Source organism: Nonomuraea sp. NPDC049655, assembly GCF_044465465.1.
In the GTDB taxonomy this organism is placed as follows: domain Bacteria; phylum Actinomycetota; class Actinomycetes; order Streptosporangiales; family Streptosporangiaceae; genus Nonomuraea.
Genome location: NZ_JBITLS010000016.1, coordinates 155,395 through 168,803, shown reverse-complemented (window position 1 = coordinate 168,803; position 13,409 = coordinate 155,395). Strand labels below are relative to the sequence as shown.

The following is a 13,409-nucleotide window of genomic DNA, read 5'->3' as shown; positions in this document are numbered from 1 at the left end:
CCGGCCCGCGCTATCCGAGCAGCCCGCCGAGCAGGGCCGCGGGGCCGCCGCTGAGCGGGCCTCCGCCCCCGCTGAGCGGGCCTCCGCCGCCGTTGCCGGCGGGCTTCTTGTCGAAGTGGATCATCTCGTTCGCGTACGTGCCGCCCTGGCACACGGCCTTGCCACGGCCGACGGGGGAGACCTTGCCGCCCGCCTCGGTGCACTCGCTGTCGGTGACCCAGGAGGGCGCGGCGGTGGCCGGGGAGGGCGCGCAGAGGGCGAACGCGGCGAGCGCGGCGGCGGGCAGGAGGGCGGCGGCGAGGCGACGCATCACATCAGTCCAATCACGGTGGGCTAACTTTCGCTACGCTAGGTTACCGGCGGATCGCCGTCGAAAGCCCATCGTCCGGATGACGAACGCGCAGGCCCCTCCGGGATTATGTGATTCCGGGACAACTGACGCGTCAACCACTTTGGGTCCCTACGCGTCGAATCGTCACGGCGTTCACGCTGACTCGGGAGGCCCTCATGATCCGACGCATCATCCGGAAACGACGTCCGGCGCCCACCCTCGCGGGCATCAGCCTGGAGGAGGAGCTGGCCCTGATCAGGGTCGAGCTCATGTACGGGTTGCGCGTCAACCGTGAGGCGTACCTGCGCAGGAAGGTCGACGAGCGCAACGAGCTGGCCAACCGCATGCGGGAGCGGGACGCCGCCTCGATGCTCGCCGACCTGCGTGGGTCGCTGGAGCGCGCGGTGTCACCCACGGTCGTCGACCTGCACAGCCGTCGCCGGGCACGCGCGAGCCAGGACCCCGAGCCCGCCTGAGCCGAGACTGTCGTACCCCCAGAAGTGGTGCATAACACCCTCTGTCCTCCTCTCATGCCAAATGCGCAGGTCGTGAGCATCTATGCCTGTTTTGGACAGGTATCCATGTCTGCCGCGCTAGGCGGAAATGGGCGTCTGGCCTGGTCAAATGGTGATTCCGCCAGTAAGTGACGGGAACCGGCGCTGACGTCTGCCATACGGATCCGGTTTGCCGTCAGGGCGGTCATGCCTGCAGCATGGGCGTGGCTTTCCTGGAAGAATGGCGGGACCGGATAGGGTGACTACTTCACCGCGGATGATGGGGATCGGCAACGGACGACACCGCGCCAACCGGGGGGATCGGCGCGAGCGGAGGCGTGATGGCTCGTAGGTCTACCGTCCAGCACGATCCTCGGATCGCTGGCGAGCCCGAGCTTTCCGCGCGCCCGGACATGGCAGACTTCGACGCGCCGCCCTCGCGCAGGCCGCGTCGGGGCGGCTGGTCCGGTGGCGGCGGACGGTGGCTGGTTTGGGCCGGCCGCATCATTCTCTGGGCGCTTATTGTGGTTATCGTGGTGAATGGGATTCGTGCCCCATTTGAGCGGTTTACCCAGCAAGAGCCTACGACGACGAATGGCGCCGCCGTGGCGCACAAGGGATTCCCCGCTGACCAGGGCATGGCTTTCGCCGCCCAGTTCGCGGGGGTCTATCTGAATTTCAGCCCGGAAGACGCGGCCAGCCGCACCAGGAAGCTCGCCGCGTTCCTGGCCGAGGGCATGGACGCGCAGATGTGGTGGGACGGCTTCGGCAAGATGGCCGCCGTAGCGATCCAGCCGTACGACATCGAGGCGACCGACGCCCAGAACGCCGTGGTCAGCGTGGCCTTCCAGTCCGGGCCGCGCCGGCTCATGCTGTCGGTCCCGATCTACTACTCCGGCGACGACAACGGCAGGCGGTTCGTCATCGCGGGCCGTCCGGCGATCCTTCCCGCGCCGGCCCCCGCCGACCTGCCGCAGCTCGCGAAGCCGGAGACCGACGACGCGGCGGCGGCCGAGCTCAAGCCGCAACTGGAGGGCTTCTTCAAGGACTACGCCTCCGGCGACACCGCCGGGCTGCAGCGCTACGTGGCCGCCGGGAAGACCCTGCCGAGCTTCGGCAGCGCCTTCACCTTCGCGGAGCTGAAGGACATCGTGGTGCCTGTGGGGGGTGCCACCCGAGAGATCCAGGCGGTCGTGGTGTGGATCGTGCCCAACGGCGACGCTCCGGCCACGCCGAGCGCCACCGACCCCGCCGCCGTCGGCGGGCGGCTGGAGCAGGCCTACCGCCTCACCGTGGAGAAGCAGGGCGACAAGTGGTACGTCGCCGACATCCGCGGCGCTGGTCGGGCCGTTGGATAGACGCACGACCGCGCTGTTGTTCGGTACCCCCCGGGAGGACAAGAAGTGACGTTGAAGACCGTAGTGCTCACCTTGATCGAAATGTCGCCGTCGCCGTCGCCGACCGGCATTGACACCGGAGGGCTCGCCAACTTCCTGCGTGCCTTCTTTGCCCCGTTGTTCCTGGTAGTCGTCTCCGTGGTCGCGCTCTTCTTCCTCTTCACCCGCGAGATCACGCGTTTCGTCCAGTTCCTCATCCTGGCTGTGGCCATCGGAGTGATCTTCTACGTGCCCAACATCATCGAGGTGACGGCGAAGGCGATCGCGGGCGCTCTCGGCATCAAGTAAAGGGTTGAGACCGCTCCAGGGCGGTCATGTACGAGCGGGTGGAGAGGAGGACTGCGTGGACCTGCCCACGTATACGAACATCTGGCGCATCGAGAAGCGGCTCTACAAGCTCTACGACCTTCGCCTCCCGATGCCACTCCCCATCGTCTGGATCGGCGTGTTCGTCGGGGTGTTCGTGCCGTGGTCGCTCCTGCTGATCCTGGTGGGCGTGCCGGTGGCCATGCCGTGGCACGTGTTGTTCCTGGTCCCGCCGGGGATCGTGACGTGGTTGTCCACGCGTCCCGTCATCGAGGGCAAGCGGCTCACCGAGCTCCTGGAGTCCCAGCTGCGCTACCTGGGCCAGCCCAAGGCCTGGTACCGGCTCGCGCCCACCTCCGAGCCCGAGGCGGTCACGTTCTCGGGGCGCATCTGGCGTACCACTCCGGTGCGGGTCAAGGCCAAGGCGGCGCGCAAGTCCCGCCAGCCGCAGCGCAAGCGTGAGGGGCAGCGGATCACGGGTCCGCGCCAGGTCCGTCCGGCCGTGGCCGCCGCGGCGGCGGCCGCCCAGCAGGCGCCGGTGGCGGAGGCGCGTACCGGGTGGGGGTCGCGTACCAGGCGGGGCACGGCGCCCGCGCTGGCGCCGCAGGCCCGCCGTCCCGCCCCCGCCTTCGGCCGGGACGTGCCGCTGGTCCTGGTCCCAGGGGATGAGAACGGACCGGCGCTGCCGCCGGTCGAGCACGACGTCGCCGCCGGAGAGCTGGCCAGCCGCGAGCTCACCGGCGGCGCCCTCCCGGCCCGCCCCCGCCGCGCCACCCCCGACCGCCGCTCCGAACGCGACGTGCCCGGCCACGAGGCCGTGGGTTCCGAAGCCGCCGTTCCCGAGGCCGCGGTTCCCGAGGAGCGGGACGCCTCGGAGGCGGCGCAGCCGAGCGCGCGCAGGGGCTCCACGAGCAGGGCGTCGGGTGAGCGTACCGACGCGGCTGCGGGCGAGGTACAGAGTGGTCGTGGGGCTGTCGTGCCGATCCGGTCGGCGGAGGGTCTCAGGCCCGTGGCCGGCAAGCCGATCGACACCGAGGCCCTGCGGCGGCTGCGCCGGCTCGCCGCCACCGCCGACGCGCCCGGTGAGGCGGCAGGTCGCGCGGAAGGCGAGCGCGGCGTCCCGGAGCGCCGCGACGACGTCACCGGACGTCGTGAGAGCACGGACGAGCGTCGCCAGGGCGTCGCCGGCCGTCCCGAAGGCGTGGGCCGCGAGGACGAGAACACGATCGCCCGCGACCAGCACAGGAAGGGGCAGCCGCCGCGGGTCGCGCCCGGGACGGTGATCCTGGGCGCCCAGCGTTCCTGGCCCCCGGTCGACCCCGACGCCAAGCCCCTCTCCGGCCCACCCCTCCGCCTGGAGGATCAGATCCCCACCCCCCACCCGCCCGCCGACAACCCACCGGCAGCCGAAGCTGGCCAGGTGGGCGAAGCTGGCCAGGTGGGCGAAGCCGGCCAGGTGGGCGAGGGCGCGCACGTGGGAGAAAGCGCGCACGTGGGAGAAAGCGTGCATTCGGGCGAGGGTGCGCGGACCAGCGCAGATGTCCCGACGGCCGAGGACGAGTCGACAGGCGAAGGCGTTTTCGTCGAGGAGACCACTCCCGCCGGCACAGACGCTCCGAGCCCCGACGCGCCCGACGCCGAACGGTCCTTCGAGACCACGCACGAGGCTCCCTCCGAAGCCTCCGCCGAGGTCTCAGCCCCCGCCGAAGAGCCCGCCCGGGGCGAAGCCTCGGCCCGCAGTGAAGCCCGCGCTGGGAGCGAAGCCCCCGCTGGTAGCGAAGCTTCCGTTGGTGGCGAGGATGTTGCCGAGCGGCCGGTCTCCGGCGAGGGGCACGTGTCCTCCGGGCCGGTTGTCACCGGCGAGGAGGATGTCCCCGCTGGGCAGGGCACTCCCGACCGGAGGGCCGGTGCCGGAAGGCGGGCCGCTTCCGAGGGCGAGGGTGAGGATGCCGCCAGCGCGCAGGGGGCTGCCGTAGGGGCGTCTGCCGACGCGGGCGCGGTCGTAGAAGGGGCCGGGGTCGGACGTACGGAGGTGCCGGCCGATCGGTCCGAGGGCGATGGGGGCGTACCGGACGAGCAGGCCAAGCCTTCCGAGGCGTACGGCGAGCCCGGGCGGGACGTGGCGGCGCGGCGGCGGCCCGCCGGCGACCGGCCAGGTGACAGGGGCGGCGACCGACCGGGTGACAGGGTCGGCGACCGGCCAGGGGACGGGGTCGGCGGACGGCCAGGGGACAGGGCGGGCGGGCTCGTGGCGCCTGTGCCGGTTCCCAGGCCCGGTGAAGGCGGCAGGCCCGCCGAGGGACGGGTGCGCAGGGTCGAGTCCGTGGTGGGCCGGGACTCCGGCGGTTGGCGCCGGATCGCCCAGGTCGTGGTGGGCGGAGGCGGCGTACGCACCGACGGGTCCGAGATCGACGAGGCCAGGGCCAGGGCCGTGTTCGGCGGCAGCAGGCGGATCGTGGTGCTCGGCTGCACCGGCGGCGCGGGCCAGTCCACGACGGCGCTCATGCTCGGCCACACCTTCGCCACCTACCGCGACGACCGGATCGTCGCCGTCGACGCCAACACCGGCGGCACCACGCTGACCAGCAGGATCGAGCCCGAGACGCCGGAGACCCTCACGTCGCTGCTGTCCGGCCTCGACCAGGTCAGCGGCTACCTGACGATGCGGGGCTTCACCACCCGTACCGCCTCCGGCCTCGAGGTGATCTCGGCCGACACCGACGCGGGCGCCGAGCAGCGGCTCGCCGACCGCAGCTTCTTCTCCGACCACCGACTGGGCGAGTCGATGCGCCTGCTCGACCGCCACTACAAGCTGTCGGTCATCGACCCGGCCGCCGCGCTCGCGGCGCGCATCCTGCCGTACGCCGACCAGCTCGTGCTGGTGGTCCCGGCGAGCGAGGAGGCGGCCGAGGCGGTGGCGATGACGTACGAATGGCTCGACGGGCACGGCTGCGGCGAGCTGCGCAGGCGTGCGGTGATGGTCGTCAACGGCGTGAGCAGGCGGTCGATGGCCGACGTCGAGCAGGCGGAGGCGGTGGCCAGAGGCAGATGCCGGGCCATCGTCAGGGTCCCGTGGGAGGACGGCCTGGCGCCCGGCGGCGCGGAGATCGTCGACCCCGGTCAGTTGCGCGCGGCCGGACGGCGGGCCTACCTCGCCCTCGCCGGCGTCGTGGTTGCAGGCTTCGCGGTACAGGCACACGGACAGGCCGTCCGACCGAGCGAAGAGGAGTTGGCGAGTGACCCCCCGGGCACGAGAATCGGTGAGCGTTAAGTGAACATGCGAGCAGGTCTGGCCCGTTCATGCGCCGAGGGGGCGGCATGAGCAGGGCGTCCCGAGCGCACCAGCGTCTCGCGGTCCGCTACTTCGACGACCGCATCCTGCTCACGGACACCTGCGCGTGGGCGTACTTCCGGCTTCCGACGGTCAGCTACGAGTTCGTCACGCCGGAGGAGCGCGAGGCGCTGGCCACCAACGTCACGATCGCGCTGGCCGCGATCAGGATGCCCGACGCCGAGGTCCACCTGCGGGTCGCGCACCGCACCTACCCGGCGGCCGAGTGGGCGATGGCGCTCAACGCCACCTCCGACGAGGGGCCGGGCTGGCGCGACTACCTGGAGGAGATGTACCGGCACGTCTGGGCGAAGGACTTCTGGTCGAAGGAGGTCTACCTGGGCGTCCGCCTCGGGCCGCGCGGCAAGCAGCTCGGCAGCGGCGTGCTCGCCCAGCTCCTCGGCTTCTACCAGAAGACCGAGAAGGCGCTCGGCATGGAGGACGACCACGTCCCGGACAGCGAGATCGGCCGCTGGACGGAGTCGGCCGAACGGCTGGGCCGGGCCCTGGCCTCCAGCGCCCTGTACGCCAGGCACGCCACGTCCGTCGAGGTGGCCTGGCTGTTCCAGCACGCCGCCGCGGGAGCGGTCGGCGATCCGCCGCCCTCGGCCAGCCCGAAGCGGCGCTGGGGCAAGGGCGAGATCGAGTCGCTGGTCGAGGGTGAGATCCACAACGGCAGGTCGCTGCTGCGGATCGTGCAGCCGCAGGGCGACTCGTACGTGGCCCACCTGTCGTTCGCCCGCTTCCCCGACCTCATGCCGTTCCCCGACGGCGAGCCGTGGATGCACTTCGCCGACCAGCTGCCCTTCCCGGTGGAGATCTCGTCCAGGATGCGGCTGATCCCGCCGGTCAAGGCGTCGAAGGACGTCGCGCGCAAGCTGGCCCACGCCCGCGACATGGACCACCACATCCGCGAGGCGGGCGCCGAGGCGCCGATCGCGCTGGCCGAGCAGATCGACGCGGCCCGCATGCTCGAACACGGCATCACCAAGGAACGACTGCCCTTCGTGTACGGCTGGCACCGCCTGATCGTCTCGGCCCCCACGGAGGACATCTGCGTGCAGCGGGTCGAGGCGGTCGTCGAGCACTACCGTGACATGGGCATCGACGTGGTGAACTCGACCGGTGACCAGTTCTCGCTGTTCTGCGAGACGCTGCCGGGCGAGAAGGTGCGCGTCAACGCCTACGCCCAGCGTCAGCCGCTGCGGACGATCGCGGGCGGCATGGCCACGGCCACCGTCGACCTCGGCGACCGGCTCGACGACGGCAGCGAGGGCTGGCTCGGGCCGTACATCGGGGAGACGGTCGGCAGGGCGCGCAGCATCGTGCACTTCGACCCGCTGCTGGCCGCGAGCCGCAACCGGCCGACCGCCATCGCGATCACCGGCGAGCCGGGCGGCGGCAAGACCACGCTCGCGCTGCTGATGATCTACCAGATGGCGCTGCGCGGGGTCACGGTCGCGGTGATCGACCCGAAGGGCGACGCCGAGTCGCTGGTCCAGCTCCTGGAGAAGCGCGGGCGCAAGGCCAGGGTGATCCCGCTGGGCTCGGCCGCGCCGGGGCTGCTCGACCCGTTCTCGTTCGGCGACGACATCGCGGCGAAGAAGACCATGGCGACCGAGACGCTGCGGCTGCTGCTGCCCCGCATGTCGGAGGAGCGCGAGTCGGCCATGATCCAGGCCGTGGCCGCGGTCTCCAACGGCTCCGACCCGTCGCTGGGCAAGGTGGTCGACTACCTGGAGCAGGCCGACGACCCGGCCTCCAAGAACCTGGGCGCGGTGCTGCGTTCGATGTCGGAGATGCACCTGGCCAGGCTCTGCTTCGACCCCTCGGGCGGCGACCAGATCGACAGCGAGGGCTGGACCACCGTGTTCACCCTGGGCGGCCTGACGCTGCCCGACGTCGCCACGACCAGGGACGACTACTCCTACGAGCAGCGGCTGTCGGTGGCCCTGCTCTACCTGGTCTCGCAGTTCGCCCGCAGGCTGATGAACGGCCTCGACCGGCGGGCCCCCAAGGCGATCTTCCTGGACGAGGCGTGGGCGATCACCTCCACGCCGGAGGGCGCCAAGCTGGTCCCCGAGGTCAGCCGCATGGGCCGGTCCAGGAACACCGCGCTCGTCCTGGTCTCCCAGAACGCCGGAGACCTGCTGAACGAGCAGGTGACCAACTGTCTGTCCTCGGTGTTCGCGTTCCGTTCCACCGAAAGGGTGGAGGTGGACCACGTCATGTCGCTGCTCGGCGTGGAGCCGTCGGAGGAACACAAGGCCGTGCTGCGCTCGCTGGGCAACGGCGAATGCGTATTCCGTGATCTGGATGGCAGAGCCGGGCGCATCGGAGTAGACCTGATCTCCGAAGAACTGCTCCGCTGGCTCGACACGAACCCGACACACGACAAACCAGACGGTGGCGGGCATGATGATCTTCGAGGGGGCGTGGGCAGGGCGCAGGAGGTACGGTCATGAAGATCCGACTATCCCGACGACTGGCGCTGGCGCTCGCGCTCGTGAGTGCCGTCCTCGTGGTTCCGCTGGTGGTGGGCGGTCTCTCCACGCCCGTCGCCGCGGCGCCCTGTGACCTGTCGGGGCCGCTCAACCCCGAGATGATCGGCGGCGGCACCGACGGCATGATCCAGCCGCCGCCTCCCGCGGGCGGCGTCCAGGCCCCGACGACGAACTACGGCCAGTTCGGCATGGCCGGCCAGTTCTGGCAGACCCACGGGCTCGGCTGCTCCGACTACGTCGCCGTGCTCGGCAACATGTGGGCCAACGGCGTCTTCACCGCGGCCAAGGCCATCGACCGGCTGACGATCACGACGTACCAGGCGGCCGCGACGGAGGGACCGCTCCAGTCGATCAAGGACGTCGTCGACGACATCGTCCAGAACCTGTCCGAGGCCATGTACTGGCCGTTCCTGCGGCCGATCGTGATCCTCGGCGCGATCTGGCTCGCCTGGTACGGCCTGATCCGCAAGCGGGCCACCACCACCGCCGAAGGCGTGATCTGGATGGTCCTCGCGGTCACCGTGGCCGTGTGGTTCTTCAGCAGGCCCGGCGACTTCACCGGGCTCGGCAAGGTCGTGACCGACAAGACGGGCGAAGTGGTCAACTCCGCCTTCTCCGGCCTGCCGGGTGCCGGCGGCGCGTCCTGCCTGCCGCCACCCGGCCAGACGAACCCGCAGGTCAAACCGGGCGGTTACGGCCAGGTCGGCACGGCCGGCGTCGACCAGAACGCCGACGCCCTGTGGTCCACGCTGGTCTGCAAGCCGTGGCTGGTGGGCATGTTCGGCACCGCCGACCCGCAGCAGCCGATCGTGCGCGACTTCGGGCGCAAGATGCTGGAGACCCAGTCGATCGCCCCCGCCGTGGCCGGCCAGCCCGCCCCCGACATCGCCGCCCACCAGGCCGAGTACGCCAAGGTCGCCGAGCTGCTCAAGAACGACTCCCGCTACACCGTCTTCTCCGGCCGCGACTGGTCGAGCAGGCTCGGCGTGGCCGTCGGCGCGCTCATCGCGGCGGTGGTGGCCGGGTTGCTGATCTTCCTGGTGGCGGTCTCGCTGCTGGTGCTCAAGGTGGGCTTCCTGCTGCTGCTGATACTCGGGCCGGTGTTCCTGCTGGTCGGCGTGCATCCGGGCAGCGGGCGCATCATCGCCATGCGGTGGGTGGAGATGCTCGTCGGCACGCTGCTCAGGCAGGCGGTGCTGACGCTCGTGCTCAGCGTCCTGGTCTACGGGTACGCGCTGATCATCTCCACGGCCATGCCCTGGGGGCTCCAGGTGCTGTTCATGGCCCTGCTGACGATCGCGGTGTTCTTCTACCGGCGTCCGTTCCAGCACCTGTTCGCGTCCTTGAGCGGCCACACGGTCACCACCCGCATGCTCGGCGACGCCGCGAGCTCGCCCGTCCTGGAGCGGGCCGCGAACGTGTTGCCGCCGGTCGCCGGGGCCAAGCTCGGCCGGTGGGGCCTGCGCAAGGCCGAGCCGCTCATCAGGGCGGCGGCGGCCGGCAGCGGCGCGGGCGCGGCGGCCGGCGCCGCGGTCGCCCAGGCGCGGATGCGCGGCGAGGAGGGCGAGGGCGTCTCGGCCGGCACCCGGATGCCGGTGGCGGCCGCGCCGCTCGACACCGACCAGCACGGCGGCAAGGCGGGGGCCCGGCCCCCGCTCGAACCCCGCAGGGGCACCGCGCCCCCGCTCAACCTCGGCGGCCAGGCCGGTCGGACGCGCCCCGCGACGGCCGGCGGCGCCCGCGGCGGCTCCGGTGGCGCGGCGGCGGGCGGCACCGCGTCCGGGGGCATGGCCGCCGGAGCCACGACCTCCGGCGGCGGTTCCAGCAGTGGCGGCGGTGGCTGGTTCGGCGGGCGGTCGGGCGGCGGATGGGCCTCGCGTGGTGGTGGTTCTGGCGGCTCGCGCAACGGGTCGTCGGGCGGCTCGCGGGGCTCCCGGTTCGGCGGGTCCGGCGGGTCGGGTGGCTCGCCGTCCTCGGGGTCGCGTGGCTCCGGCGGCGGGCTGTTCGGCGGCGGCGGGTCCAGGAACGGTGGGTCCGGGACCGGTGGCGGGTCCAGGAACGGTGGCGGGTCCAGGTCCGGAGGGGCCGCGTCCCGGCCGTCCGGCGCGTCGTCGGGGTCGAGGATCTTCGGCTCGGACGAGCCGTCGTCCCGCTCGTCCGAGGCGCCGCCGCTGTGGCTGCGCGGCAGCGGCAACGGCGGCTCGGGTGACGATCCGTCGGTGCCCTTCTGGCTCAAGCCCAACCGCGGCAAGGACTGACCATGGCTCAGTCCGGTGACAAGCGCGGGCTGGCCTTCGCCGCCATCGTCGTGGTCATCGCCGCGGTCGGCGTCTACCTCACGATGTGGCCGAGCTCGGACGATCCGCCCGAGCAGGCCCCGGCCACGGGCACGACGTCCGCGTCCGCGCCCACGGTAGCCAGCAAACCGCTGGCCACGGCCAGCGCCGCGCCGTTCGACGTCTACTCGTACCTGCCGATGAAGAAGGAGCAGCTGGCCGCGGCGGCGGACCTCGCCGAGCGCTTCACCGCCGTCTACGGCACCTTCAGATACGACGAGGACCCGGCGGCGTACGCCACGAGGGTCAAGACGTTCACCACCGCCGAGCTGGGCAACATCCTCGCCCGGACGCTCACCTCGGCGGGCACCGTCCAGCAGAACCGCGACGACCAGATCGTCTCCCAGGCCACGGCCAGGCTGAAGGAGATCAGGCAGATCGAGAAGACCTCCATCGTGTTCGTCGTGACCGAGACCAGGCAGGTCACCGCGAAGAGCGGCAACCGGCAGGACGTCGAGGACCTGGCGGTCACGGTGAGCCAGCTCGGCGCCGACTGGCGGATCTTCGACGTGCTGCCCGCCACCGAGGGCCAGGACGGGGACAGCTAGCGGTGAAGTCCTCCCGAACCCGCCTGGCGCTGCTGCTCGGTCTCGCCGGGATCCTGCTGCTGGCCGCGATCATCATCTCGCCGATGCTGCTGGTCACGATGCCGTCCTTCCTGAACGGCGGCGGCGAGGGCTCGGTCGACTGCGAGGGCGGCACCCAGGTGCAGGAGGTGTCCGACTCGGGCGCCGCCGACATCCCGGGCGACTACCTCGACCTGTACAAGAAGTGGGGCAAGAAGATCGGCGTCCAGTGGACCATCCTGGCCGCCGTGGGCAAGCGCGAGACCGACCACGGCCGTTCCGACCTGCCCGGCGTCAAGAGCGGCACCAACTACGCGGGCGCGGCCGGCCCGATGCAGTTCCTGATCTCGACCTGGGGCGGCAAGGCGCAGATCCCGATCTCCTCGACGTTCAACGGGTACGCCTCCGACGGCGACGGCGACGGCGTGGGCGACGTCTACAACCCGGCCGACGCCATCCTCGGGGCCGCCAAGATGCTCAAGCGCAACGGCGCTCCCGAGAACGTCCGGCAGGCCCTGTTCACCTACAACCGCGCCTGGTGGTACGTCGACCAGGTCGAGGAGATCGCCAGGAAGTATGCCAAGTCGGGTGAGGTGGAGGTGCCGCCGCAGGCCGCCGAGGAGTGCGACGACCCCCTGGTGGCGGCCGCGCCCAGCGACGTCGTGGCCAAGATCCTGCAGTTCGCGCTGGCGCAGCGCGGAAAGCCGTACCTGTGGGGCGGCACCGGGCCGGACGCGTTCGACTGCTCGGGCATCATCTACGCGGCCTACCGGGCCGCCGGGCTGAGCATCCCGCGCACCACGTTCACGCAGTGGCCGTTCGGGGTGAAGGTGTCAGCGGGCGAGGAGGAGCCCGGTGACCTGGTGTTCTTCAACGCCGGGCCGGGCACGTCGGCCGACAATCCGGGTCATGTCGGGCTGGTCGTGTCGAAGGGCAAGATGCTGGAGGCCCGGTGCACGCTCTGCGGGCCGATCAAGGTCACGAGCTACCAGGCGCGCGACAACAAGGTGGGCTTCACCCGTCCCCTGCAGAACCCCGATGTGCTCGACCAGCTCAAGAAGCTGCAGAATCCCGCACTATGAGGATGACGAACGCATGAGCACGATCGTGGTCGCGGCGGTGATCGTCGCCCCCGGCGGCAGGGTGCTGGCCGCGCAGCGCGCCGCGCCGGCCGCGCTGGCCGGGGGCTGGGAGTTCCCCGGCGGCAAGGTGGACCCCGGGGAGAGCGAGGTGGCCGCGCTGGTCCGGGAGTGCCGCGAGGAGCTCGGCGTGGAGATCGCGGTGGGCGCGCGCGTGGGCGAGGACTGGGCGCTGTCGGACGGGTACGTCCTGCGCGTCTGGCTGGCCACGCTCACCTCCGGCACGCCCGAGGCCCGTGAGCACCTGGCTCTTCGCTGGCTCGGGCCGGGGGAGTACTACGACGTGGAGTGGCTGGGCGCCGACCTGCCGATCATGAAGACCGTGGAGAGTCTGCTTCAGCAGGATTAGACCGTCTCTCTCTGTGACATAACGATTACTACACGTGATTTGTCGCAGTGGGGGAGTGGAGTGATGCGGCGTGGCTGGATCCTTTCTGGAGCGCTGATCCTGGTGGCGTTGCCCTCCGTCCCCGTGGCGGCGGCGGGGGTGACGCTCGTGCTCGAACGCGTGAGCGGCCCCGAGGGTGTGGGCCAGTGGATCAGGACGGGTGACGTCCAGCGTTTCAGGGTCCGGCTCAACGGGATGGGCAAGGGGGCCAGGGTCGCGGTGGCGACCAGTCCGGCGGCGGCATTGTCGGGGTTGGCGTGCCCGTCGCCCTCCGGTGCTTCCCGGCTGTCGGCCGGTGAGGTTGAGGGGGCCGAGGGTTTTGAGGCTTTTGGTGGGGTTCCGGCATCCGCTGGGGATCCCGTGTCGGGGCCGTGGAGCCCCGGAGGTGCGACGGATCCGGATGCCGGGGCGTTCCAGGAGGAACCGGATGGCCCGGATGGCCCGGAGGCGTGGCGGCCGGCGCCGGGCCGGCGCCTGACCCGCGCGGAGGCCGGTCGCGGCGCGCCGTGGGCTGAAGCCGGTCAAGGCGCGTCGTGGGCTGTGGGCGGTCGGGGAGTGTCGCGGGCCGAGGACGGTCAGGGCGTGTCGCGGGCCGAGGACGGTCGCGGGATGTCCCG

At 71.5% G+C, this 13,409-nt stretch carries 10 protein-coding genes; 9 read left to right on the top strand and 1 reads right to left on the bottom strand.

From position 1 onward, the window contains the following. Positions 1-10: 10 nt before the first annotated feature. Complete coding sequence (locus ACIBQ6_RS41575; protein ID WP_364337782.1) at positions 11-310, bottom strand: hypothetical protein; 300 nt, start codon at positions 308-310, stop codon at positions 11-13. Positions 311-507: 197 nt separating this feature from the next. Here ACIBQ6_RS41575 and ACIBQ6_RS41570 point away from each other — a divergent pair, with 197 nt between their 5' ends. The 9 genes from ACIBQ6_RS41570 (at position 508) to ACIBQ6_RS41530 (ending at position 12,753) form a co-directional block, all read left to right on the top strand. After that, the gene (locus ACIBQ6_RS41570; protein ID WP_397218529.1) at positions 508-807 is read left to right on the top strand and encodes a hypothetical protein; all 300 of its coding nucleotides are present in this window, start codon (positions 508-510) and stop codon (positions 805-807) included. 623 nt (positions 808-1,430) lie between these two features. After that, positions 1,431-2,183, top strand: coding sequence for a conjugal transfer protein (locus ACIBQ6_RS41565; RefSeq protein WP_352352933.1), 753 nt, complete (start codon positions 1,431-1,433; stop codon positions 2,181-2,183). An 81-nt stretch (positions 2,184-2,264) separates the two neighbouring features. Further along, the gene (locus ACIBQ6_RS41560; protein ID WP_352325464.1) at positions 2,265-2,510 is read left to right on the top strand and encodes a hypothetical protein; all 246 of its coding nucleotides are present in this window, start codon (positions 2,265-2,267) and stop codon (positions 2,508-2,510) included. Between the two features lie 55 nt (positions 2,511-2,565). Beyond that, a complete protein-coding gene (locus ACIBQ6_RS41555) occupies positions 2,566-5,799 on the top strand; it encodes a TcpE family conjugal transfer membrane protein (RefSeq protein WP_397218528.1) in 3,234 nt (1,077 codons plus the stop codon). Positions 5,800-5,846: 47 nt separating this feature from the next. Continuing rightward, positions 5,847-8,324 carry an ATP-binding protein gene (locus tag ACIBQ6_RS41550; protein WP_358294438.1) on the top strand — a complete coding sequence of 826 codons (2,478 nt, stop codon included), beginning with the start codon at positions 5,847-5,849 and terminating at the stop codon, positions 8,322-8,324. Next, a complete protein-coding gene (locus tag ACIBQ6_RS41545) occupies positions 8,321-10,621 on the top strand; it encodes a type IV secretion system protein (RefSeq protein WP_397218527.1) in 2,301 nt (766 codons plus the stop codon). Before ACIBQ6_RS41550 ends, ACIBQ6_RS41545 begins: the two co-directional genes overlap by 4 nt. Positions 10,622-10,623: 2 nt before the next feature. Next, on the top strand, positions 10,624-11,247 hold the full coding sequence (locus ACIBQ6_RS41540; RefSeq protein WP_397218526.1) for a hypothetical protein: 624 nt from the start codon (positions 10,624-10,626) through the stop codon (positions 11,245-11,247). Between the two features lie 2 nt (positions 11,248-11,249). Beyond that, positions 11,250-12,347, top strand: coding sequence for an NlpC/P60 family protein (locus ACIBQ6_RS41535; protein ID WP_397218525.1), 1,098 nt, complete (start codon positions 11,250-11,252; stop codon positions 12,345-12,347). 13 nt (positions 12,348-12,360) lie between these two features. Continuing rightward, positions 12,361-12,753, top strand: a complete 393-nt coding sequence (locus ACIBQ6_RS41530) for a (deoxy)nucleoside triphosphate pyrophosphohydrolase (protein WP_358294435.1) — start codon at positions 12,361-12,363, stop codon at positions 12,751-12,753. Positions 12,754-13,409 lie beyond the last annotated feature (656 nt).